Here is a 21,943-nt window from a genome sequence, read left to right on the forward strand (position 1 = left end):
CCCCGCCTACAAGGCTTGAACGAATAGGGGTTACGATCTCGGCTACCGAGCTCAGCGTTGAGTACCAGGAGTCAAGATCGTGAGCGTCACCCAGAAGCCCTCCGGGGCGGCCGAGGCCACCGCGCCCGGCCGCCTCGGCTTCGTCGTCTTCATCACCGCCGCAGCGGCCCTCGGCGGCTTCCTCTTCGGCTACGACAGCTCCGTGATCAACGGCGCCGTCTCCGGGATCCAGGGGAAGTTCGGAGTCGGCAGCGGCGCGACCGGCCTGATCGTCTCCTCGGCGCTGCTGGGCTCCGCGGTCGGTGCCGCGCTGGCCGGCCGGTTCGCCGACCGCTACGGCCGGATCAAGGTCATGAAGGCGGGCGCGCTGCTGTTCGCGGTCAGCGCCGTCGGTTCGATGCTGCCGTTCTCCCCCTGGGACCTCGCCCTGTGGCGCGTCCTCGGCGGCGCGGCCATCGGCATCGCCTCGGTGATCGCCCCGACCTATATCGCCGAGGTCGCGCCGACCAAGTACCGCGGCCGGCTGGCCTCCTTCCAGCAGGCCGCCATCGTGCTCGGGATCGCGATATCCCAGCTGGTCAACTGGGTGCTGGCGGACGCCGCCGGCGGTGACACCCGCGGCCGACTGCTCGGCCTGGAGGCCTGGCAGTGGATGCTCGGCATCTGCGTCGTGCCGGCCGCGGTCTACTTCGTGCTCTCCTCGGTGATCCCGGAGTCCCCCCGCTACCTGATCCAGGCCGAGCGCCTGGACGACGCCCGCAAGGTGCTGGTCGAGGTCGAGGGCGAGGGCATCGACACCGACGCCCGGATCGCCGAGATCCAGTCGCTGATCGCCTCCGACCACCGTCCGCGCTTCCGCGACCTGCTCGGCGGCCGCTTCGGCCTGCTCCCGATCATCTGGGTCGGCATCGGCCTGTCGGTGTTCCAGCAGCTGGTCGGCATCAACGTGATCTTCTACTACTCGTCGATCCTGTGGCAGTCGGTCGGCATCGATCAGAGCAACTCGCTGCTGATCAGCTTCATCGGCTCGGTCATCAACATCCTCGGCACCGTGATCGCGATCCTGCTGGTCGACCGGATCGGCCGCAAGCCGCTCGCCCTGATCGGCTCGGCCGGCATGGCCGTCACCCTCGCCGCCGCCGGCTGGGCGTTCTCCTCCGCGACCGGCTCCGGCGACAACGTCACGCTGCCCGACCTCCAGGGCACCGTCGCGCTGATCTCCGCCAACGCCTTCGTGCTGTTCTTCGCGATGTCCTGGGGCGTGGTCGTCTGGGTGATGCTCGGCGAGATGTTCCCGAACCGGATCCGCGCCGCCGCGCTCTCCGTCGCCGCCTCCGCGCAATGGATCGCCAACTGGGTGATCACCGTGTCGTTCCCGTCGCTCGCGCGCTGGAACCTCTCGGCGACCTACCTGGTGTACGCGGCCTTCGCGGCACTGTCGCTCGTCTTCGTGGCGAAGTACATGAAGGAGACCAAGGGCGTCCGCCTGGAGGACATGGGCTGACCGAGGCCCCCACAGCCCCACAACCCGACGCCTTCCGGTCGTACGATCCGACCTTCGGCCCCCGCACCCTAGCGCGCTGAGCGCGGGTGCGGGGGCCGAATCGTTCACTCCCTGCGGTGGGCCGGACACCTCCGGTACTCCTGTTCGCCAGGAGGGATGTGTCCTTGATCTTCAACCGGCTCCGCACCCGCAGAACCGCCACCGCCCCGAGCGGCGGCTGTCCGTACGCCCACGCGCACCCCGCGCCGGACTTCGCACCACCCGTACCGCCGCCCCCCGGACCGGGGCTGCGGCCCGCCCCGGCGCCGGAGCCGCAGCTGACCCCGCAGCGGACTTCGGAGCGGACCCCGCAGCGGACTTCGGAGCCGGCGCCGGAGCCACAACTGCCGCCCGCGCCACCGCCGTTCACCGACCCCGGGCAGGCCGCCGAGTTCGTCCGGCAGTTCCACCGCGAGCAGCCCGCCGCCGGCGACCCGGAGCCGAGACTGCGCGCCGTCCGGGAGGAGATCGACCGCACCGGCAGCTACCACCACACCCCCGCCGAACTCGCCTACGGCGCCAAGCTCGCCTGGCGCAACGCCGCCCGCTGCATCGGCCGGCTGTACTGGCGCAGCCTGGTGGTCCGCGACCTGCGCCACCTGTCCGACCCCGACGACATCGCCGCCGAGTGCTTCGAGCACCTCCGGCTGGCGGGCAACGGCGGCCGGATCCGCCCGGTGGTCTCGGTGTTCGCCCCCGACCGCCCGGACCGCCCGGCCCCGCGGATCCTCAACCAGCAGCTGGTCCGCTACGCCGGGCACCGGGTCGACGGCGATGTGGTCGGCGACCCGGCGGGCGCCGAACTCGCCGCGCGGGCCCGCGAACTCGGCTGGAAGTGCGCCGAGGACCGCTTCGAGGTACTGCCGCTGCTGCTCCAGGAGAGCCCCGAGGAGCGCCCGCGCTGGTACGGCCTGCCGGACGACACCACCCTGGAGGTGCCGCTGAGCCACCCCGAGCACGCCTGGTTCGCCGACCTCGGGCTGCGCTGGTACGCGGTGCCCGCGATCAGCGACATGACGCTGGAGATCGGCGGCGTCCGCTACCCCGCCGCGCCGTTCAACGGCTGGTACATGGGCACCGAGATCGGCGCCCGCAACCTGGCCGACGCCGACCGCTACGACATGCTCGGCACCGTCGCCGAAGGGCTGGGCCTGGACACCTCCAGCGAGCGCACGCTCTGGCGCGACCGCGCCCTGGTCGAGCTCAACCTCGCGGTGCTGCACTCCTTCCAGGAGGCCGGGGTGACGATCGCGGACCACCACACGGAGTCGGCGCGCTTCCTCAAGCACGTCGCCCAGGAGCAGCGCCTCGGCCGCCCGACCCCGGCGGACTGGAGCTGGATCGTGCCCCCGGTCTCCGGCGGGCTGACCCCGGTCTACCACCGGTACTACGACCCGGTGGACCCGGAGCAGCGGCCGGCCTTCCTGGCCCGCGAGCCCTGGTGACCAGGGCGGCCGCCCCGACGGCGCCGGCCGCCCCGACGGCGCCGGTCGCCCGCGACTACGAGGGCGCCCGTACGGCCAGGCGCTCGAAGCGCAGCACGAGCCCGTCCAGCAGCGCTTCCAGGCCGGTCTCGAAGGCGCCCTCGTCGACCGAACCCCGGTGCCCCGCGAGCCGGTGGGCCTCGCCGAGGTGCGGGTAGTCGGCCGCGTCGTACACCTCGGCGTCCGCCGGGAAGCCGGCCGCGAAGGAGGCCAGCGCGGAGCCGGTGACGAAGTAGCGCATCAGCGCGCCGATCCGGGTGGCCTGGCCGCGCGGCCACCCGGATCCGACCAGGTGACCGAACACGGCGTCGGCCAGCCGCAGCGCGTTGGGCCGCCGCCCCGGCCCCTGGGCGAGGACCGGGACGATGTTGGGATGGGCGGCCAGCGCGGCGCGGTAGGAGCGCGCCCAGGCGCGCAGCGCCTCCGGCCAGGGGGTGGCCCGGTCGTCGAACATCGACAGGTCGACCTCGCCGATCACGCTGTCCACCACCGCGTCCAGCAGGTCGTCCTTGGTGGCGAAGTGGTTGTAGAGCGAGGGCCCGCTGACCGACAGCCCGGCCGCGAGACGGCGGGTGGAGAGCGCCTCCAGACCCTCGTCGTCGATCAGCCGCAGGGCGGCCGTGACGATGCGCTCACGGCTGAGCAGCGGGGTGCGCGGGCGAGCCATCGGGTCGCTACCTCCGGTCGGGTGGGGTGGGGACCGATTCTGGCAGGTGCCCCTTCCCAGCGCGGGCGGGTGGGGTCTACAGTCCACACGTAAAACTTGCAGCGCTAGTTTAACGAGGTGGGCACCGTCGTGAACCTGGAGTTGTCCGAGGAGCAGGCCGCCGTCCGCGAGCTGGCCGCCTCGTTCACCGACCGCGAGATCGTGCCGTACGCCGCCGAGTGGGACCGCGCCGAACAGGTGGACCGCGCGATCATCGGCAAGCTCGGGAAGGTCGGTTTCCTCGGCCTGACCATCCCCGAGGAGTACGGCGGCAGCGGCGGCGACCACCTCGCGTACTGCCTGGTCCTGGAGGAGCTCGGGCGCGGCGACTCGGCCGTGCGCGGGATCGTCTCGGTCTCGCTCGGCCTGGTCGGCAAGTCGATCAACGCCTTCGGCACCGAGGAGCAGAAGCGGCACTGGCTGCCCCGGCTCACCTCGGGCGAGGCCCTGGCCTGCTTCGCCCTCACCGAACCCGGCACCGGATCGGACGCCGCCCACCTCACCACCCGGGCCGTGCGCGACGGCGACCACTGGCTGATCAGCGGCGCCAAGACCTTCATCACCAACGGCACCTGGGCCGACGTCGCCCTGGTCTTCGCCCGCACCGGCGGCGACCACCCCGAGCAGCAGGGCCACCGGGGCATCACCGCCTTCCTCGTCCCCACCGGCCTGCCCGGCTTCGGCCGCACCGAGATCCACGGCAAGCTCGGCCTGCGCGGCCAGGCCACCGCCGGACTCGACCTGGACGGCGTCCGGGTGCCCGACAGCGCCCGGCTCGGCGAGGTCGGCAAGGGCTTCACGGTCGCGATGGCGGCCCTGGCCAAGGGCCGGATGTCGGTCGCGGCCGGCTGCGTCGGCATCGCCCGGGCCTGCCTGGAGGCCGCCGTCCGCTACGCGGGCGAGCGCGAGCAGTTCGGCAAGCCGATCGCCGCGCACCAGCTCGTCCAGGAACTGCTGGCCGGTATCGCGGTCGATGTCGAGGCGGCCCGGCTGCTCACCTGGAAGGTCGCCGACCACATCGACCGCGGCCTCCCGTTCGCCACCGAGTCCTCCGTCGCCAAGCTCTACGCGAGCGAGGCCGCCGTCCGGGCCGCCAACAATGCGCTCCAGGTGTTCGGCGGCTACGGCTTCATCGACGAGTACCCGGTCGGCAAGTACCTGCGCGACGCGCGGGTGATGACCCTCTACGAGGGCACCAGCCAGATCCACCAACTGCTCATCGGACGCGCCCTGACCGGCGTCAACGCCTTCTGACCGGCCATCGCGTTCCGCCCCGCCACCCTTCGACCCGCCACTCCGCGACCCGCCACTCCGCGACCCGCCACCCTTCGACAAGGAGCACGACGTGCGACCCGTCTACTTCGCCGCAGCCCGCCGCACACCCATCGGCCGGCTGCGCGGAGCGCTCGCCACGGTCCGGCCGGACGACCTCTCGGCCACCGTGCTGCGCGCCCTGCTCGCCGACGTACCCGCCCTCGACCCGGCCCGGATCGACGACGTCTACTGGGGCGCCGCCAACCAGGCCGGCGAGGACAACCGCAACGCCGCCCGGATGGCCGTCCTGCTGGCCGGCCTGCCGGAGACCGTCCCCGGCGCCACCGTCAACCGGCTCTGCGCCTCCGGTCTGGAGGCCGTCACCCTCGCCGCCCGGGCGATCGGCTCCGGCGAGGCCGACGTGGTGCTGGCGGGCGGCTGCGAGTCGATGACCCGCGCGCCGTTCATCCTGCCGCGCCCCGACGAGGCGCTGCCGCACCGGATCGAGACCTACGACACCCGGCTCGGCTGGCGGCTCACCAACCCCCGGATGGCCGAACTGCACGGCGTGCTCAGCATGGGCGAGACCGCCGAGGAGGTGGCCGGCCGGTACGGCATCGGGCGCGAGCGCCAGGACGCCTTCGCGCTGCGCAGCCACCAGCGGGCCGCCGCCGCCCGCAAGGACGGGCACTTCGACGCCGAGCTGATCCCGGTCGAGCGCCCGGACGGGGTGACGGTGAGCCAGGACGAGGGCATCCGCGAGGACACCAGCCTCGACAAGCTCGCCCGCCTCAAGCCGGCCTTCCGCCCGGGCGGCACCGTCACGGCCGGGAACGCCTCACCGATGAACGACGGCGCGGCCGGGCTCGTCCTGGTCAGCGAGGAGGCGCTGCGCGACCTCGGACTGCAGCCGCTCGGCCGGTACGTGGCCGGGGCCTCGGCCGGGGTGCACCCCGACGTGATGGGCATCGGCCCGGTGCCCGCCACCGCCAAGGTGCTCGGCCGGGCCGGATGGGACCTCGCCGACCTGGACACCGCCGAGCTGAACGAGGCCTTCGCCGCCCAGGCGCTGGCCTCCGCCGACGGCATCGGGTTCGACCCGGAGCGGGCCGACGAGGTGGTCAACCCCAGCGGCGGGGCGATCGCCCTCGGCCACCCGCTGGGCGGCTCCGGCGCCCGCATCCTCACCACCCTGCTGCACCGCATGCGCCGCACCGGCGCCCGGCGCGGCCTGGCCACGATGTGCGTGGGCGTGGGGCAGGGTACGGCCGTGCTGGTCGAGAACGTCTGAGACGGGACGTGACGGGTCGGGACAGGTTGAGCGGGGTTCGAGTGAGCGTGGTTTCGAGTGAGCGGGAGCATCCAGTGAGCGGAGGAACGGACATGGCACGGTTCGCGGGGAAGGTCGCCGTGGTGACCGGCGCGGCGCAGGGCATCGGCGCGGCCACCGCCCGTCGGCTGGCGGAGGAGGGCGCGACCGTCGCGGTGGTCGACCTGACCGCCGAGCGGGCGGCCGGGACGGTCGCCGAGATCACCGCCAAGGGCGGCACCGCCCGGGCCTACGGCTGCGACGTGGCCGACTACGACGCCGTCGACGAGGTCTTCGCCCGGGTCGCCGAGGAGCTCGGCGGACTGCACATCCTGGTCAACAACGCCGGGATCACCCGGGACAACCTGTTCTTCAAGATGCCCAAGGCCGACTGGGACACCGTCCTGACGGTCAACCTGACCAGCGCGTACAACTGCAGCCACGTGGCGCAGAAGTACATGGTCGCGCAGAAGTACGGGAAGATCGTCTCGCTCAGCTCGCGCTCCGCGCTCGGCAACCGGGGCCAGGCCAACTACGCGGCCGCCAAGGCCGGGATCCAGGGGCTCACCGCGACCCTGGCGATCGAGCTGGGCCCGTTCAACATCAACGTCAACGCCGTCGCCCCCGGCTACATCGCCACCCCGATGACGGCCGCCACCGCCGAGCGGGTCGGCGCCACCGCCGAGGACCACCAGACCGAGGTGGCCTCCCGCACGCCGCTGCGGCGGGTCGGGCAGCCGGAGGAGGTCGCCTCGGTGGTGGCCTTCCTGGCGAGCGAGGAGGCCTCGTACGTGAGCGGGCAGACACTGTACGTCAACGGCGGGGCCCGGTAGCTCCGGCCGGCGCGGTTTTCCCGCACCCGTGAGTGAAGTGGGTGGGTGCTGGGTAGATACGGTTGACATTCAGTGAATATTGCTGACGTGCCCTCATATGGCCGTCCCAGGTGCACGGTTACTTTTCCCTGGGACGGCCTTTACCCTTTCGCGTGGCCGATCATGACCATGCGCCCGGTCAATCGACCCCACCAAATGACTATGGCATGATCATGCGGCACTCGATGGGATGTCCGAACCGACCCGACCGGACCTGGTCGGGCCCTCTGCGTCCCAAGGAGTCCCATGGGCAGCCCCGCCTCCCTCCGCCGTGCCCTGGCTCTGCTCGCCGTGGGGGCCACCGCCCTCACCGCCGGCACCGTCGCCGTTCCGGCCGTCGGCGCCGCGACCGCCGCCCCCGCGCACGACCTCTCGGGCGTCCACGTCCGCCCGGCCTCCTTCGGCCACCACCTCGCCACCACCCGCCCGGCGCCGCTGAGCACCACCCAGTGCGTCAGCCAGATCGGCATCCACTGCTACTCGCCGGTCCAGTACCAGGCGGCCTACAACCTGGCCCCGCTGTACAAGGACGGCATCACCGGCAAGGGCCGGACCATCGTCATCGTCGACTCCTTCGGCTCGCCGACCATCCAGCACGACCTGGAGGTCTTCGACAAGCAGTGGGGCATCAAGGACACCCAGGTCGAGGTGCGGAAGTGGGGCAACGTCCCCGTCTTCGACCCGAAGAACCCCGACCACACCGGCTGGGCCGGCGAGACCACCCTGGACGTCGAGTACGCCCACGCGATGGCCCCCGACGCCCACATCGTCCTGGTCGAGACCGGCGTCGCCGAGACCGAGGGCACCACCGGCCTGCCCGAGATGATGGACGCCGAGAAGGACCTGATCAAGAAGGGCGTCGGCGACGTCATCTCGCAGAGCTTCGGCGCCACCGAGAACACCTTCCCGGGCTACGACAAGGGCGACTTCAAGTCGCTGACCGACCTGCGCTACGCCTTCAAGGCCGCCGCCGACCGCAACGTCACCGTGCTCGCCGCCTCCGGCGACAACGGCGCCACCGACTCGCAGACCAACGGCACCGACCTGTACCCGTTCAAGGTCAACTCCTGGCCGTCCTCGGACCCGCTGGTCACCTCCATCGGCGGCACCCAGCTGACCCTGGACGACAACGGCAAGCGCACCGCGGCCGACAAGGTGTGGCACGACAAGTCCGGCGCCGGCGGCGGCGGCGTGTCCGGCATCTTCTCTCGCCCGTGGTACCAGGCGGGCGTCTCCGACGTCACCGGCAACCACCGCGGCACCCCGGACATCAGCATGAGCGCCGCCGTCGACGGCGCCGCCTGGACCTACGAGTCCTACGACCCGACCGCGGTCGGCTGGCACCTCACCGGCGGCACCAGCGAGGCCACCCCGCTGTTCTCGGGCATCGTCGCGCTCGCCGACCAGCTCGCCGGCCACCGCCTCGGCCAGCTCAACCCGAGCCTGTACGGCCTGAGCCTGCTGCCGAGCAAGTGGAGCGGCATCGTCGACGTCAAGGACGGCGACAACGGCTGGGGCGGCGTCACCGGCTACAACGCCGCCGAGGGCTACGACCTCGCGAGCGGCCTCGGCACCATCGACGGCGCCAAGTTCGTCCACGCGATCGCGGGCGACGTGCAGTTCGACGACAACAGCCAGGGCAACGAGCAGTAAGTAGTGAAGCAGTAGGCAGTAAGCAGTCGGTCAGGACGCGGTGCCTGACAGCTGACAAGTAACAGCGAACGGATAACAGATTTCAACATCTGTTATCCGTTCGCTGTTTTCTGTCATCTGTTACCTGCCTACTGTTCGCTGTTCGCGGCCTGCCGTCAGCCCTGGTCGGCCACCACCGGTGCAGCAGCGGCGAGTTGGGCCAGGTAGCGCTCGGCTGCACGGAGCTTGCGGTTGTCCGGGCCCGGGAGGAAGGCCCGCAGCTCGATGATCTCCGGGGCGATCCGGATCGCCTCCGCCCGGTCGGCGATCGAACGCCAGCAGGCCTCGGCATTGGTGGCCGCCCGCTGGGTCTCCTGGTGGTCGGCGCCCTGCGAGCGGAGCAGCGTCAGGGCGACCTCGCGGTAGATGCCGGCCGCCTCCGCGGTCCGGCCCGCGAGCCGGCACACGTGGGCGCGCACCTGGCGCACCTGGAGGACCGGCTCGGAGACGGCCCCGTGCTCGGCGATCGCCTCCAGTTCGAGGGCGAAGGCGAGGTCGGTGGCGGCGGCGTGGTCCCCGGCGTCGGCGCTGCGGACGATCCGTCCGATCACCTCGCGGTAGTCCTCGCGCGGCGCGTTGGCGGCCGGCGCCTCGGCCGGGGCGGGCGGCTGGTCGGTCGGTTCCTCAGCAGCCGGCACCGCATCGGCCGGCACCTCGGCGGCCGGTTCCGCGTCCGTCGGGGCGACGTCGGCCGGGACGGCGTCGGTCGGCACCGCGTCCTGCGGGGCCTCGGCCGTCGGACCGCTCTCGTCCGGGACGGCGTCCCGGGGCTCCTCGACCGGCTCGACTGTCTCGGTGGGCTCGGTGGGCTCGCCAACCCCCGTGGCACCAAAGGCGGTTCCGGCTGCCTCGACCGGCTCCGCGGCCTCCGGCCGGGCCTTGCGCAGCGTGACGCCCGCTGCCGAGACCTCCGCCGCCGACGACGCGGCACCGGCCGCGGCCGTGTCTGCGGCCGTGACCGCCGACCCGGCGGGCTTGTGCAGGCTCACCCCCGAAGCCGTGTCAACGGGCTGCTCGCCGGCCTTGCGCAGGCTGACCGGGCGGGACGGACGGGGCGGGGTCGGCGGCACTCCGGGCTTGACCAGGCTCACCGGCCCGCCGACGGGCGTCACGGGCAGCGGGGCGGGCGCCACCGGTGCCCGCTCGACCACGGCGTCCTGCGGCTCCGCCTGCCGCGGCAGCGGCAGCGGCACCACGGCGGGCAGCGGTAGCGGCAGTTCGGACGGCACCGCGTCCGCGACGGGCAGCGCCTCCGGCAGCGGCAGCACGACGTCCGCCACCGGGGCCTCGCCCCGGCGGGCGGTGTTGCGGAAGACCGGGCGGTCCGGGGTGTGGGTGGCCAGGATGACCACGTCCGGCCGCAGCACCGAGTACACCTGCTGGCGCAGCTGCTCGGGGGCGAGCACCTCGCCCGCACCCGGACGGCCGCCGTGCAGCGCCTCGATCAGGGCGCGGGTGAAGGTGCCGATCTGCTCCGGGTCCGGGCTGACGACCGCCCACAGCGGGATGCCCTCGGTGAGCGGCGAGACGGTGCCCTGGAGGTAGGGCCAGGCGTTCTGGTCGGCGCTCAGGTCGGCGATGACCAGGGTCTGCCACTCGACCGGACGGTGGCTCAGTTCGGCGGCGATCGCCTGCCAGGGCAGGCCGTCCTGCCTGGCGTCGCGCAGGGTGAGCTGGAGCTGACCGCCGCGCTTGTCTGCCACCACGTGCCCGCCCAGGTGGACCAGCAGCGGGCCCGGGTGGCGGGAGGCGGCGCGCAGGTGGGCGAGGACGGTGTGCGGGTCGCTGGCGCCGGGGAGGTGGACGGCGTCCACCGCGTCCGCGGCGAGCAGCACCTGCGGCGACACGGCCGCGAGCATCGCGGACAGCACCGGTGCCTGGGTGGGACCGCCCCGGCCCCAGGTGCGGCGGCCGGAGTTGCCGTAACCGCCCTCGATCACCAGGATCCGGCCGCGCGGCGCCGCACCGAGCCCGCCCGGTGCCGACGGAGCCGACGGAGCCGACGGAGCCGCGGAGACCGTCGGCACCGCAGCCGCGGACGGCGCCGGTGCCTGGGCCTGGGCCTGGGCGCCTGCGGCGGGCAGGCCGGTGAGGGTCCATCCGGTGGGCGCGACCGGCGGCGCGGGCGGCACCGGGGCGGTGAACGCCGCGGGCGGCAGCGGAGGCACGGGCGGCGGCTCGTACAGTGCGGCGGGCCCGGGCGGGTGCTCCTCGGGCCGCCCTGCGGGCTGCGGCGGTACGGCGTCCCAGGGGCCCGAGTCCGCGGTCGGCTCGGGACCTCCGGAAACAGCAGTCGTCTCCGCCATCTTCTGGTCACCGCCCCGCCCCGCCGCGTCCGCGGCGTCTGATGCCCTTGCCTTCGTGGTGCCAGCCACCACGTCCCGTGCGCGCCACCCTACGAGATCCCGGCACGCCCGAGCCAGGCCGGGTGGCCGATCGGCGTGCCACGGCCCGGGCACCGGCCACTATCGTGCCGTCATGACCGATCCGGGGCTCCCCCTGCTGTTCCTCGACGTCGACGGGCCCCTGATCCCCTTCGGCGCCCCGCCGCCCGGCGGCTACCCCACCTACCCGGGCCCGGGCCCGGGCCCGTCCGGCAACCCGCTGGTGGCCCGGGTCGACCCGGGGCTCGGGCCCCGACTGCTCGCCCTGCCCTGCCAACTGGTCTGGGCCACCACCTGGTTGGCGGACGCCGACGCCTGCCTCGCGCCCCGGCTGGGCCTGCCCCGGCTGCCGTACGTGGACTGGCCGGACACCGACCGGCCGGGCGACGGCAGCACCCTGCACGCCCAACTGCACTGGAAGACGAGCACCTTGGTCGCCTGGGCGGCCGGACGCCGGTTCGTCTGGGTGGACGACGAGATCACCCGGGCCGACCGGCGCTGGGTCGAGGCCAACTCCCCGGCCGCCGCGCTGCTGCACCGCGTCGACCCCCGAGTCGGCCTTACCGAGGCCGACTTCACCACCGTCGACACCTGGCTGCGCGCCGCCTGACCACGCTCCGCCTGACCGCACGCCGCCGCCAAGACCGACACCGGCCGGCCGTACCCGGTGGATCGGGTACGGCCGGTCGGACATCCGGGCGGCCTCGCCTGCTCAGGAACCGTCGACTCAGGAACCGGCGACTCAGGAACCGTCGGCTCAGGACCCGGCGAGCAGGTCCCGCAGCAGGGCGACCGTGTCGGCGTCCAGGTCCCGGCCGGTGCGGCGGCTCAGTGCGTCGAGGCGGTTGACCGCGCGCAGCAGCTGGTCCCGCGCGCCGGCCGACGCGTAGGCGTAGAAGAGGTCCCGGTGCAGGAGTTCGACGTCCGGGGCGACGGCGAGGCCGCGGAAGACGGCGGCCTCGGCGCTGCGGTGGTCGCCGTACTGGAGGCGGCGGGCGGCGAGTTCGTGGGCGGTGTCCACGATCGCGGCGATCATGTCCTGGCGCTCGGCCTCGGCCCAGCCGTAGGAGGCCGGCGGCGCCTCGGCGAACGGGGCACCGCGGACCAGCGCCAGGGCGTGGGCGAGGGCGGCGTCGGCGGTGGCACTGGTGCTGCGCATGCCGCGCCGGTAGAGGCTGCGGAACTCGTCCCAGTCGCAGGTGACGACGGGGGCGAAGGAGTAGCCCTCGGTGGTGTCGGTGGGCAGGTGGGCACGGCCGTCCGGTGTGCTGCCGAACCAGGCCGCCAGGTCGGCGAGTTTGGCCGGCAGCGGGCTCCTGGCGTCGGCCGCGGTGGGGTGCGGGTCGAGGTGGGCGGCGCCCGGGTGCAGGTCGTGGTCGAGCGCGTGGTGGTCGGCGCCCGGCCGCAGCGCGAGGTAGACGGCGAGTTCGGTGAGCCGGGGCAGCGCCCCGGGTTCGACGGCGCCGGGGGTGCCCGCCACGTCGACCGGGCCGAGCAGCCGGATCCGGGGGGCGTTGCGCGGGGTGTGCGCCTCCGGGGAGCGCAGGATGGCGAGCAGGTCGTCGCTGTCGCTGCGGCCGGACGTGGTCCGGGCGACGGGCGCGACGGCGGCCGGGCCGGGCTCGACCGTGGCCGGCGCCGTACCGGCGGAGCCGCCCTCTCGGCCGCGGCCAGGACCACCCTCGGGACCAGGAGCGGCCCCGGGGACGGGACCGACGCCGGGTTCCGGCCGGGCCGGGACGCGCGGGTCGACGCCGGTGGGCGCCGGCGCGCTCTGGTGCGTCGGCGCCGGCTCGGCGGGTGACGCGGGCGAGGCAGGCACGACGGGCACAGCGGGCACGACGGGCGCCTGCGGGGCCACGGGCCGCACCGGCTGGACGGGGAGCACCGTCACCGAGGCCTCGGCCGGGCCGTCCACCACCGTCGACTCCGCAGGCCCGGCAGGCGCCGCGGACTCTGCGGACTCCGCGGATTCTGCGGACTCCCCGGACTCCCCTGGCCCGCCCGGCAGCCGCAGGTCACGGGTGGCTTCGTCGGCGGGCTGCTCCGTCCCGGTGGCCGCCTGCCGCCCCTGCCCGTTGACGGCGAAGCGCGCCGGGCCGGGCCGCGTGGGAACGGGGACGGCGGCGGGCGCGGACGCAGGAGCGGGCGCGACCGGGTCGGTCCCGGCGAACGGGCTGGCGCCGGTCCCGATGACCCGGGTCAGCAGCCGGGGCCCGGCCGCCGCCCCCGCGTCCTCCTCGGCCGCTGCCCCCGGGGCGCCGACGGCGGCCAGCACCGGTACGGCGAGCGGGAGTTCGGTGGTGTCGGTGTCCTCGTCCGGGTCGAGGCCGGGACCGTCCAGGGTCCAGCCGGGTGCCGGGTGCTGGGTGGTGTCGTCGGCGGCCCGGAGCAGTTCGGCGACCTGGTCGTACTGGTGGTCGTCCAGCCGCTGGAGTTCGACGCTCAGGTGCAGGCCGGGGATCGCGGCCTGGCCGGTGGTCGGCAGGGTCCAGCGGGCGACCGGTCCGGTGCCGCGCTCGGGGGCCCGGGTGATGACGGCGACGCAGGTGCGCGGGCGGGCGTCCAGCAGGCGGCCGAGCTCGGCCGGGGTGTCCCCGCCGGGCTGCTGGGCGCAGAGCACGATCTCGGGCACCCAGGACTCGTCCGCCTGGCCCCGGCTGCGGGCCTCGCGCGGGCTGGTGGCCTCGGCCGCGACCAGGGTGGCGCGGGCCTTGGCGGTACGCGGGCCGAGCGCGGCGAGCGCCGCCTCCAGGGTGGGGTGGCGGTGGACCCGCTCCGCGGCCGGTCCGGTGATCGGCACCTCCTCGGCGAGGTCCACCAGGTGCAGGTGGAGCCGGTCGGCCAGCGGGCTGTGGGCGAGCTCGATGGCGAGGGTGCGCAGCACGGCGCGGGCGTCGTCGGGGTGCCCGGACAGGTGGAGCAGCCGGACGGCCTCCAGGTCGGCGAGGACCACCGAGCCGTCGGGCGAGGTGCCGAGGGTGACCAGCGCGGGGTAGGGCGCGGGGGTCTTGCGGGCCTGGGCCGGGCTCAGCAGGTCGGAGGACTCCTCGCTGCACCACCAGACGTTGGCGGCGTGCGCGGCGCGGAACGGCGCGATCGGGGTGGCCGGGCCGGACAGGTGCAGCTCGATGGTGTGGTCGGGGGTGATCCGGGCCGCCACGATCGCGGGCAGCCGCTTGCCGCCGCGGGTGGTGTGGCGGGCCAGGGTCCGCAGCGAGCGGTCGAGCAGCTCCAGGCCGGCCTGGTCCTGGCGGACCATCAGCTCGTTCTCGAAGGCGGCGGCCTCGGCCTCGGGCATCGCGATGCGGTGGCCGGGGCGGCGGCCGCGCTGCTGGGTGCCGCGCTTGTAGGCGACGGTGCCGACCATGACGGCGGCGAGCAGCACGCCAACGGTGGACGCCGCGAGGGCGACGCTGTAGTCGTCGCTGGGTGCCGGGGAGGCGTGCGCGGCGGGAGCGGGTGCGGGCGCGCGGTCGGGGGCGTGGGTCGGTGCCGGGGACTGGGTGGCCGGCGCGGGCTGGGGCGTGGCGGCGGGGGCGGGCGTCTGCCCGGCTCCGGAACCAGAACCCGCAGGCGCAGGCGCTGGCGCTGGTGCAGGCGTGGGCGCAGGCGTCTGCCCGGCCGCCGGTGCGGCCGCTCCGGGCACGGTGAGCACCATCCCCGGCTCCAGCACGTCCGGGTCGGTCAGCCGTTCCCCGTCCGGCGCCTGGACACCCTTGTTGGCCTCGAACAGCTTCGGCCAGGCCTCGGCGTCCCCCAGCTCCCGCTGGGCGATGGCCGACAGGCTGTCCCCGGACCGGACGGTCACCGTCTTCTGCCCGCCCGCCTCCGGCTCCGTCCCGGCCTGTGGCACCTGCGCCGTGGCGGCCGTCGCCGAGGCCGAGGAGTCACCGGCCGAGGAGTCACCGGGTGAGGGGGCCTGGGCCGGGCCGGGGGGCTGGGCGGGCGCCGGGGCCTTCGCCTCGTCCGGCTTGGCGTCCGTCGGCATCAGCAGCTCCCAGCCGGGCTGGATCGGCCGCTCCGCGTCGAAGCGGGTACCCGAATCGCCCATCGCCCGGCCTTCGTTGAGCTTGGCGATCTCCACCCAGCGCTCCCCGGAGCCCAGTTGGCGCTCCGCGATGGACCAGAGGCTGTCGGCCGGGCGGCTGTCCCGCACGGTGTAGGTGGGCTGCTGGTCCGCCGCCTGGACGGGCGCCGCCGCGGGTTGCGCGGCGGGCAGCGCGGCCCGGTGCACGCCCGGGGTCAACTGCGCCTGGGCGGACGGGCCCTGGGTGAGTTCGGGCACCGCGGCGAAGGCCGAACCGGCCACCGGCAGCAGCGCCAGCACCGAGCCGACCAGCCCGGCCGCCATCCGCTGGCTCCAGCCGAAGGCCGGGATCCGGCGGGCGATCCGGCCGCGCAGTTGGGCGGGGACCTCCAGCAGGACGGAGAGCGCGAAGCACGCCCAGGCCAGCCAGCCGACCACCACCAGCAGCCAGAGGAACAGCCGCCCGTCGTCCGGACTGGTGAGCGCCTCGCCCACCCCGCCGGAGGCGACCTCGCCCATCGAGGCGACCGCCCGGGTGCCGTACAGCAGCAGGGCGGGCACGCCGAACAGCAGGGCGAGCAGGGTGACCAGGGCGGCGAGCGCGGCGAGCACCGCGCCGCCGCGGCCGGGTCGGCGGCGCCCGGGGCGGGCGTGCCCCCTCACCGTCGGCTTGCCGCCCTTCCCGGTTCCGCCCTTCCCGGTTCCACCCGGGCCGGCGCCGGCCCCAACCGTACGGGCCTGGGCGGTACGGGCCTGGTCCTTGGCACGTGGCGCGGCCATCAGTGGGTCTCCGCTTTCTCGACTCCGTGGACGAGGGTCGCACTGCCCTTGCCCGTTACCTTCCGCTCCCCGAGGGCGCCCAGCAGGACCGGCCGGTAGTCGGCCCGCACGGTGACGGTGACGACCTTGTCGTCGTCGGAGAAGACGACGTCGTCCACCTTCAGGCCGTACCGGTCGAGGTAGATCCCGGCGGCCTGCCGGACGTAGTCCTGGCGGACCTTGAAGCCCTTCCCCTGCAACACGTCCGCCTGGTCGAGCTGCTGGCCGCCGACCCGCGCGGCCTCCTGGGCGTAGGCGTCGGTGCGTTCGGCGACCCGCAGGCGGCCGCCCGCGTCGATCACCAGCGCGATGACGAGCACCAGGTAGGCGGCGCAGATCGCCACGAAGAGGGCGACCGCGCCCCGGTCGGACCGCCGCCCGGCCGTACGCCGTCGGCGGTCCAGCAGCCCGCTCAGCACCCGCACCCTCTCCCCCCGATCCACACGATCTCTCCCCACCGGCTCCCCGCCGGGCGCCCCTCGGTGTCGTTGCGTCATCCCCCGAGCGCTCTCCGCTTGCGTCTCCCCCGCGCGGGCCGTCCCCAATCCCCCGGCCGCGCCCATTGCGGCCCGCGCGCCGCCCCCTGCCGTCGTCATGTGCCGCGGTAGCGGTCCATCACCGAGGTGAACTCCCCGACGAGGTGCTTCGTCACGGGCAGCCCGGACGGTCCGCCGAGCAGGTCGGCGAGTTCGACGTCGCAGGTCACGGTGACCGTCACGGCCACCACCCGGCCGCCCGGCAGGTCCATCGGCGCCTCGGAGACCTGGACGTCCGAGGTGCGGCAGGACACGCCCTGCTGGCGCAGCGTCGCGAGCGCGGATTCCTTGGCGGGCCCGTCCACCCCGGCGACGCTGCGCTGGAGCGAGCCGGTCCGGGCCCCGACCCGGGCCGCGGCCTCGACCGTGCCGGCCGCGGTCTGCACCCGCCCGGCGGCGATCGCGAGCAGCACCAGTCCGACCACGCCGGGTACGACGATCGCGGCCTCGATCGCGACCCCGCCCCGGTCCGTCCGCCTCGGCCGCCCGCGCCACCCCGGCCGTCCCGACCGGTCGGCACCGGCCCGCGCCGCCCGCCTCACGGCTTCACCACCGGGGGGACGAAGCGCTCGCGCGGCGCCTCGGCGAACTGCCGGACGCTGGGCCCGGTGAGCCCGGGGATCAGCAGCGGCGGCGTCAGCTCCACGGTGACCTTGATGGTGTCGTCCGAACTGCCGTCCGTCCCCACCTGGTACGCGCGCACGCCCTGCCGGTCCAGGAAGTCCCGGGCCTGCCGCGCGGCGGCCTCGGTCGCCGCCGACGCCGTCGCGTTGCCCTGCACCCGGCCGGCGTCCACGCCCTCCCGGGCGGCGGTGAGCGCGACCTGCCGGTCGTACCAGATCAACGCGGCCTGGACGACCAGCAGCAGGAGCAGCAGGACGACCGGGAAGACGATGGCCAGACTGATGCTCATCGATCCCCGGTCGCCCCGGCGGCGGAGCGGACGACGACGGACCCGGATCACTTGGTGGCGCCCCCCGCGCCGCCCGCGGCGCCACCGCCGGGCAGGTTCGGGTCCTGCTCGACCTTGGTGACCACCTTGTCCTTCAACAGGTACAGCGCGGTCGCGACGGCCCCGGCGACGAACACCAACGCGATGATGGCGAGGGCGAGTTCGATGCTGATGGCGCCGCGGTCGCCGCGTGCCCGGGCGGCCCGCAGCCGGCCCATCCGCAGCGTGAACAGCAGCAGGGCGAACTGCACGGGCAGTAGGACGGGCCGCAGGACGGGCCGCAGCACCCGGCCTGCCAGCTGGGCGAGTCGTACGGTCATCGGGGTCTCCCGGGGTGTGGTGTGTGGTGTCAGCTGCTCGGTCGGGAACGTCACGGGAACGTCACGGGAAGGTCAGTTGAGCATCTGGTGGAGTGCGGGGAAGACGATCAGGACGGTCATCAGCAGGGTCAGGGCGGCGCCCGGCGCGACCATCCGCTCGCTGTCGGCGTTGGCCCGGGCCAGGTCCTCGGCGAGCAGTTCGCCGCGCAGGCCCTTGGCCCGGGCCCGCAGGGTGTCGTACACGGCGGCGCCGTCGGTGCCGGACAGCCGCATGATGTCGGCCACGTCCTGGAGCGGGGTGAGGCCCAACTCCTCGGCCAGCGCGTCCAGTCCGGCCCACGGCGGGAGCCGGTCGGTGGCCGCGCGCTCCAGCGCGTCGCGGATCCGCCGGAACACCACGCCCTGCCCGACCGAGGCCGCCCGGCGCAGCGCCTCGGCGGGGCCGCAGTCGGCGGCCCGCTCCATCGCGACGAGTTCCAGGTAGGCGGCGATGCCGTGCAGGTACTCGGTGCGGGCCTCCTTGACCTCGCCGCGCACCACGCCGTCCGGGACGAACCACAGCAGCCCGGCCAGCAGCGGCCCGGCGACCAGCGGCAGCGCGAACGGCAGGCCGACGTCCATCAGCACGGCCATCGCGCCCAGGTAGGCGGGCAGCAGCAGGCCGAGCGCGGCGAACAGCAGCTTGTGCACCATGAAGCGGGCCGGGGTGCGGCCGATCAGGGCGAGTTCGCGGCGCGGGATCGTCACCCCGCGCAGGGTGAGCGAGCGCTCGCCGATCCGGTCGTACCAGCGCGGCCGTTCGTCCGGGTCCGGTTCGCGGTCGGCCGGGGTGCGGTGCAGCCGGTCCAGCGCCTGGCGCAGGTCCGGTGGCGCGGGGCGCAGTTCGGCGACCAGCAGGGCGAGGCCGCCGGCCGCGACGGCGCCGGCCAGCACGGACCAGGGGGAGATCACCGGACCTCCCCGAGCTGCTCGGCCGGCTCCGGCGCGGAACCGCGCAGTCGGCGCCCGCTCCTGCTGCGCCGGTCCGGGGCGAGCAGCCGGGGCACCGGCGGGTGCGCGGCCAGGGCCCGCATCCAGGCGATGATCGCGACGAACAGGGCGGCGACCACGGCCAGCACGATCTGGCCCAGGAAGGTCCCGTACGGGCGGGTGTACTCGCTGTTGAAGGAGCCGACCGTGACGACCAGCACGATGATGCCGACCAGCCAGCGGATGGTGGTGCGGTGCTTGGCCCGGTCGGCCTCGATGGCGCGGCGCTGGCGGACCTCCTCGCGCACCGACTCGGCCATGTCGGAGAGCGTCCGGGCCAGCCCCGGGCCGCTGTCCCCGGCCCGCAGCACCAGGGCGGCGAGCACCTTGTCGGCGGTGGCGTCGGCCAGGCTGTCGGCGAAGGCGTGCAGCGCCTCCTCGGGCCGCCAGCGGGCCTGCAGCCGGGCGGCCAGTTCGCCGATCTCCTCCTCCAGGGCGGCGGGGGCGGTGCGGCGGCTGGTGACGATGGCCTGGTTGAGGCCGACCCCGAGCAGCAGCACGTCGGCGATCCGCTGGGTCCACTCGGAGAGCGCCTCCAGCCGCTCGATCCGGTGGGTGTCCGGGCGGGTGGTGTCGAACAGCCAGGGCAGGCCGAAGACCGCCAGCGGCACCAGCAGCACGGTCAGCGGGATGCGGGTGAACAGCCAGGCCAGCGGGGCGCCGACGAGGGCCAGCGGCAGCTGGATCCGGCGCAGCCGCACCATCCGCAGCGAGGCGCTGCCGGGGGCGCCGTACCAGAACACGTGGGCGCGGCCCGCCAGCGGGTTGTCCCGGCCGGCCGGCTCGTCCTCGTCGGCGGGTTCGCTGCCGCGCGCCCAGACCACCAGGGCGACCAGGCCGCCCGCGAGCGCCAGCCCGCACAGGGCGAAGAGCAGCATCATCGCGCGCCACCGCCGATCCGCAGCTGGAGCGGGGCGGCCCAACTCCCGTACCGGGAGCCGAGCAGCGAGGCGTCGAAGCCGGCCCGGCGCAGGTCGTCCAGGCACTGCGGCGGGGTGTGCGGGACGGCCCGCGGCTCGCCGAGGTCCGGCCGGGGGCCGAACACGGTGTTCAGCGCGGGCCGGCCGCTCTCGCCGAGGCCGGTGACCTCCAGGACGTGGGAGACGAAGCGGTGCCGGCGGCCGCCGACGGCGGTCTCGTCGACCATGGAGACGTGCACGATGAGGTCCAGGGCGTTGGCGGTGAGCCGGTAGGCGAGCGCGTCGGTCATGTGCGAGCCGTACTCGAGGCAGAGTTCGGCGATGCGGTCGACGACCATGTGCGGGCCGCGGGCGTGCAGGGTGCACATCGAGCCGCCCTCGCCGTTGGTCATCACCCGCAGCATCGGGACGACCTCGCCGGAGCGGACCTCGCCGACGATGATCCGGGAAAGGGTCATCCGCAGCGCGGCCGGGATGAGGTCGCCGATCGTCAACTCCCCGGCCAGACGGCCCTCGACGCGCTCACCGTTGCCCTCCCGGGCCTCCATCGGGACGACCTGGCGCAGGTGGCCGAGGGTGTGCAGCCAGAGCTCGAACTCCGACTCCAGGGTGCCGATCCGCTCGTCCGGCGGGATCTCGGCGGCCATCGCGCGCAGCAGGCTGGTCTTGCCGACGCCCTGGGTACCGGTGATCATCACGTTCTTCCGGGCCCGGATCGCGGCGGCCAGGAAGGCGGCCAAGGTCCCGTCCAGGGTGCCGAGTTCGACCATCTCGGGGAGCGTCGCGGAGGCCACCCGGTGACGGCGGATCGCCACGTACGGGCGGGGCGTCACCTCGGTCAGCGCCTGGAGGCGCATGCCGCCCTCCAGGCGCAGGGCGAGGGTGGGGCTGGCGGTGGACAGGCTGCGCTCGCCACCGCCGTGCTGCCGGGCCAGGTCCTGGAGCAGTTCGACGAGTTCGGCGTCGCTGTCGGCCACCGGCGGTACCTGGCGCAGGGGTTGGTGCACCTTGGAGACCCAGACGTCGTCGCAGCCGTTGACCAGGATGTTCTCGATCTCCGGGTCGTCCAGGTAGGGCTGCAGCCGGCCGGCCCGGAAGAGCAGGTCGAAGACGGCCTCGGCGAGGGCGCGGTCCTGCTCCCGGGTGGGCGGGATGCCGTGGGTCTGGGCGTACGCGTCGGACCAGCGGGCGACCGCCTCCTCGATCAGCGCACGGCCGCGCTGCCGGCGGGTGGCCCGGTCCGGCTCGGCCCCGGAGGTGGCGGTCAACCGGGTGATCTGCTGGTGCAGTTCGGCCGCGACCTGGCGCTTGAGCTCGCGCGCGACCTGGGTGTCGACGGCCGGCCGGGTGGCGCTGCCGCGCACGTCCAGCGAGGGCAGCTGGGCGGGCACGGCGGTCGGTCCGGGGGTCACGGGCTGGGGCGTCACGGGCTGCGGCGCGACGGGCTGGGGCGCCGGTGGCTGCGGCTGCGCCTGCGGATGCGGCGCGACCGGGCCCGGCCGGTACGCCTGCGGCGGCGGTGCGGCGGCCGGGACGGGCGCGGCCCAGGGCAGGGCGGCCGGGTCGGCCGTCGGGTGCTGGTGCAGGGGGCTACCGCGCACGGAGCACCTCCCCGGGGTCGTAGGGGTGGCGGTCGTCGGTCCGCCGGTCGGTCACGGTCGGCTGCTGGAGCCGGTAGGGGCCGTCGTCCTCGCCGGCCGGTCCGGCGGCCCCCTGGACGTGCGCCGGAAACGGCGCCGGGGCGGCCGGCTGCGGCGCCAGCCCGGCGAGCGGCGCGACCGGGCCGGTGACGATCACCGGCGGGGCGTACGAGGGCGGTTCCGCCTCGCCGGGAACGGGCCCGGGGGCCGCCTGGCCGTACCCGGGCCGGCCGTGGCCGGACTGCGGGTGAGCGGGCTGGGGGTAGCCGGGCTGGGGGTGGCCGGGCTGCGGGTGGGCGGACTGCGCCTGGTACGTCCGGTCCGGGTACACCTGCTGCCCGTACCCGGTCTGCCCGTACGGGCTCGGCGCGGGCACCACGGGCGTGGGCGGCACCGGCGTGGGCGGCACCGGGTTCGGCGCCACCGGCGCGGCCGGCCCGCCGGTCGCGGTTC

Annotated in this window: 17 protein-coding genes and 1 pseudogene; 7 read left to right on the forward strand and 11 right to left on the reverse strand. The window is 74.8% G+C overall.

Features of this window, described 5'->3' with window-relative positions:
- The first annotated feature begins 79 nt into the window (after positions 1 to 79).
- Positions 80 to 1,504 (forward strand): sugar porter family MFS transporter, encoded by a 1,425-nt coding sequence (locus ACFV8H_RS33660; RefSeq protein ID WP_380407492.1) that lies wholly within the window; start codon positions 80 to 82, stop codon positions 1,502 to 1,504.
- 383 nt (positions 1,505 to 1,887) lie between these two features.
- Positions 1,888 to 2,988, forward strand: a complete 1,101-nt coding sequence (locus tag ACFV8H_RS33665; RefSeq protein ID WP_380407515.1) for a nitric oxide synthase oxygenase — start codon at positions 1,888 to 1,890, stop codon at positions 2,986 to 2,988.
- Positions 2,989 to 3,043: 55 nt separating this feature from the next.
- Here the strand turns inward: ACFV8H_RS33665 and ACFV8H_RS33670 are convergent, their stop codons facing one another.
- Entirely contained in the window at positions 3,044 to 3,694 is a 651-nt protein-coding gene (locus ACFV8H_RS33670) for a TetR/AcrR family transcriptional regulator (protein WP_375884982.1), read from the reverse strand.
- Between the two features lie 129 nt (positions 3,695 to 3,823).
- On the opposite strand from ACFV8H_RS33670, the gene ACFV8H_RS33675 reads away from it, so the two are divergent.
- The 4 genes from ACFV8H_RS33675 (at position 3,824) to ACFV8H_RS33690 (ending at position 8,821) form a co-directional block, all read left to right on the forward strand.
- Entirely contained in the window at positions 3,824 to 4,987 is a 1,164-nt protein-coding gene (locus ACFV8H_RS33675; protein ID WP_380407516.1) for an acyl-CoA dehydrogenase family protein, read from the forward strand.
- A gap of 91 nt (positions 4,988 to 5,078) precedes the next feature.
- On the forward strand, positions 5,079 to 6,278 hold the full coding sequence (locus tag ACFV8H_RS33680; protein WP_380407494.1) for a thiolase family protein: 1,200 nt from the start codon (positions 5,079 to 5,081) through the stop codon (positions 6,276 to 6,278).
- A gap of 92 nt (positions 6,279 to 6,370) precedes the next feature.
- Positions 6,371 to 7,129 carry a 3-oxoacyl-ACP reductase FabG gene (gene fabG / locus ACFV8H_RS33685; RefSeq protein ID WP_380407496.1) on the forward strand — a complete coding sequence of 253 codons (759 nt, stop codon included), beginning with the start codon at positions 6,371 to 6,373 and terminating at the stop codon, positions 7,127 to 7,129.
- 285 nt (positions 7,130 to 7,414) lie between these two features.
- Positions 7,415 to 8,821: a S8 family serine peptidase gene (locus ACFV8H_RS33690; protein ID WP_380407498.1), complete on the forward strand. Its 1,407-nt coding sequence runs from the start codon at positions 7,415 to 7,417 to the stop codon at positions 8,819 to 8,821.
- 155 nt (positions 8,822 to 8,976) lie between these two features.
- Here ACFV8H_RS33690 and ACFV8H_RS33695 read toward each other — a convergent pair whose 3' ends face one another.
- On the reverse strand, positions 8,977 to 11,166 hold the full coding sequence (locus ACFV8H_RS33695) for a hypothetical protein (protein WP_380407500.1): 2,190 nt from the start codon (positions 11,164 to 11,166) through the stop codon (positions 8,977 to 8,979).
- 172 nt (positions 11,167 to 11,338) lie between these two features.
- Here ACFV8H_RS33695 and ACFV8H_RS33700 point away from each other — a divergent pair, with 172 nt between their 5' ends.
- Complete coding sequence (locus tag ACFV8H_RS33700) at positions 11,339 to 11,854, forward strand: HAD domain-containing protein (RefSeq protein ID WP_380407502.1); 516 nt, start codon at positions 11,339 to 11,341, stop codon at positions 11,852 to 11,854.
- A 147-nt stretch (positions 11,855 to 12,001) separates the two neighbouring features.
- Here ACFV8H_RS33700 and ACFV8H_RS33705 read toward each other — a convergent pair whose 3' ends face one another.
- From ACFV8H_RS33705 to ACFV8H_RS33745, 9 genes and pseudogenes are all read right to left on the reverse strand, one after another.
- Entirely contained in the window at positions 12,002 to 16,054 is a 4,053-nt protein-coding gene (locus ACFV8H_RS33705) for a LysM peptidoglycan-binding domain-containing protein (protein ID WP_380407504.1), read from the reverse strand.
- Positions 16,054 to 16,536: a hypothetical protein gene (locus ACFV8H_RS33710; protein ID WP_380407506.1), complete on the reverse strand. Its 483-nt coding sequence runs from the start codon at positions 16,534 to 16,536 to the stop codon at positions 16,054 to 16,056. Before ACFV8H_RS33710 ends, ACFV8H_RS33705 begins: the two co-directional genes overlap by 1 nt.
- Before the next feature lie 149 nt (positions 16,537 to 16,685).
- A complete protein-coding gene (locus ACFV8H_RS33715; protein ID WP_375884962.1) occupies positions 16,686 to 17,054 on the reverse strand; it encodes a pilus assembly protein in 369 nt (122 codons plus the stop codon).
- A 113-nt stretch (positions 17,055 to 17,167) separates the two neighbouring features.
- Entirely contained in the window at positions 17,168 to 17,542 is a 375-nt protein-coding gene (locus tag ACFV8H_RS33720; RefSeq protein ID WP_380407508.1) for a TadE/TadG family type IV pilus assembly protein, read from the reverse strand.
- Between the two features lie 47 nt (positions 17,543 to 17,589).
- Positions 17,590 to 17,901: a hypothetical protein gene (locus tag ACFV8H_RS33725; RefSeq protein WP_375884957.1), complete on the reverse strand. Its 312-nt coding sequence runs from the start codon at positions 17,899 to 17,901 to the stop codon at positions 17,590 to 17,592.
- A 72-nt stretch (positions 17,902 to 17,973) separates the two neighbouring features.
- Positions 17,974 to 18,852, reverse strand: coding sequence for a hypothetical protein (locus ACFV8H_RS33730; RefSeq protein WP_380407510.1), 879 nt, complete (start codon positions 18,850 to 18,852; stop codon positions 17,974 to 17,976).
- Complete coding sequence (locus ACFV8H_RS33735; RefSeq protein WP_380407511.1) at positions 18,849 to 19,811, reverse strand: type II secretion system F family protein; 963 nt, start codon at positions 19,809 to 19,811, stop codon at positions 18,849 to 18,851. Before ACFV8H_RS33735 ends, ACFV8H_RS33730 begins: the two co-directional genes overlap by 4 nt.
- Positions 19,808 to 21,451, reverse strand: a complete 1,644-nt coding sequence (locus ACFV8H_RS33740; RefSeq protein ID WP_380407513.1) for a CpaF family protein — start codon at positions 21,449 to 21,451, stop codon at positions 19,808 to 19,810. Before ACFV8H_RS33740 ends, ACFV8H_RS33735 begins: the two co-directional genes overlap by 4 nt.
- Positions 21,441 to 21,943 (reverse strand): annotated as a pseudogene (locus tag ACFV8H_RS33745) (hypothetical protein); the annotation flags it as partial. The gene ACFV8H_RS33740 and the pseudogene ACFV8H_RS33745, both read right to left, overlap by 11 nt.

Source organism: Kitasatospora sp. NPDC059827 (assembly GCF_042731675.1).
Lineage (GTDB): Bacteria > Actinomycetota > Actinomycetes > Streptomycetales > Streptomycetaceae > Kitasatospora.

Coding starts and splice junctions, on each gene's coding strand:
- ACFV8H_RS33670 (WP_375884982.1), bottom strand. CDS start 3,694: ATGGCTCGCCCGCGCACCCCGCTGCTCAGCCGTGAGCGCATCGTCACG.
- fabG (WP_380407496.1), top strand. CDS start 6,371: ATGGCACGGTTCGCGGGGAAGGTCGCCGTGGTGACCGGCGCGGCGCAG.
- ACFV8H_RS33690 (WP_380407498.1), top strand. CDS start 7,415: ATGGGCAGCCCCGCCTCCCTCCGCCGTGCCCTGGCTCTGCTCGCCGTG.
- ACFV8H_RS33695 (WP_380407500.1), bottom strand. CDS start 11,166: ATGGCGGAGACGACTGCTGTTTCCGGAGGTCCCGAGCCGACCGCGGAC.
- ACFV8H_RS33700 (WP_380407502.1), top strand. CDS start 11,339: ATGACCGATCCGGGGCTCCCCCTGCTGTTCCTCGACGTCGACGGGCCC.
- ACFV8H_RS33705 (WP_380407504.1), bottom strand. CDS start 16,054: ATGGCCGCGCCACGTGCCAAGGACCAGGCCCGTACCGCCCAGGCCCGT.
- ACFV8H_RS33720 (WP_380407508.1), bottom strand. CDS start 17,542: ATGAGCATCAGTCTGGCCATCGTCTTCCCGGTCGTCCTGCTGCTCCTG.
- ACFV8H_RS33725 (WP_375884957.1), bottom strand. CDS start 17,901: ATGACCGTACGACTCGCCCAGCTGGCAGGCCGGGTGCTGCGGCCCGTC.
- ACFV8H_RS33735 (WP_380407511.1), bottom strand. CDS start 19,811: ATGATGCTGCTCTTCGCCCTGTGCGGGCTGGCGCTCGCGGGCGGCCTG.